The sequence below is a fragment of the Methylobacterium sp. CCH5-D2 genome (assembly GCF_001556475.1).
GTDB classification, from domain to species: Bacteria; Pseudomonadota; Alphaproteobacteria; order Rhizobiales; family Beijerinckiaceae; genus Methylobacterium; species Methylobacterium hispanicum.
The window spans coordinates 1-303 of record NZ_LSIX01001033.1 but is presented as its reverse complement, the minus strand read 5'-3'; the positions used below and the strand labels follow the sequence as shown (position 1 = coordinate 303).

The 303-nt window shown below is 79.5% G+C and carries 1 pseudogene; it reads left to right on the top strand.

Features of this window, described 5'->3' with window-relative positions:
• Positions 1 to 184: pseudogene (locus AX737_RS34970) on the top strand (phytoene/squalene synthase family protein); the annotation flags it as partial.
• Positions 185 to 303 lie beyond the last annotated feature (119 nt).

Here is a 303-nt window from a genome sequence, read left to right as displayed (position 1 = left end):
CGGCTGCCTTCGCGCGCCGCCGCTCGCCGAGACCGCCTTTCTGGTCGCGGCCGTCGGGTGCGCGCCCGACCCTTCGCGAAAGCTCCCGGCCTGGTGGGACCTGCGCGGCCGGGCGCTGCACGCGCTCGACCTCATCGAGACCTGGGAGATCCGCGACGCGCGAGCCCGCGCCGCGCTGCCGTGAGCGGCGGGGCCGCACACGGCAGAGGGGCCGCCCGGGGGGCGGCCCCTCTCGCGCTCCTCGCCTACCCGGGGCGGCTCAGAGGCCGGCGAGGACGCCGGCCGAGCCCCAGAGGGTCAGGC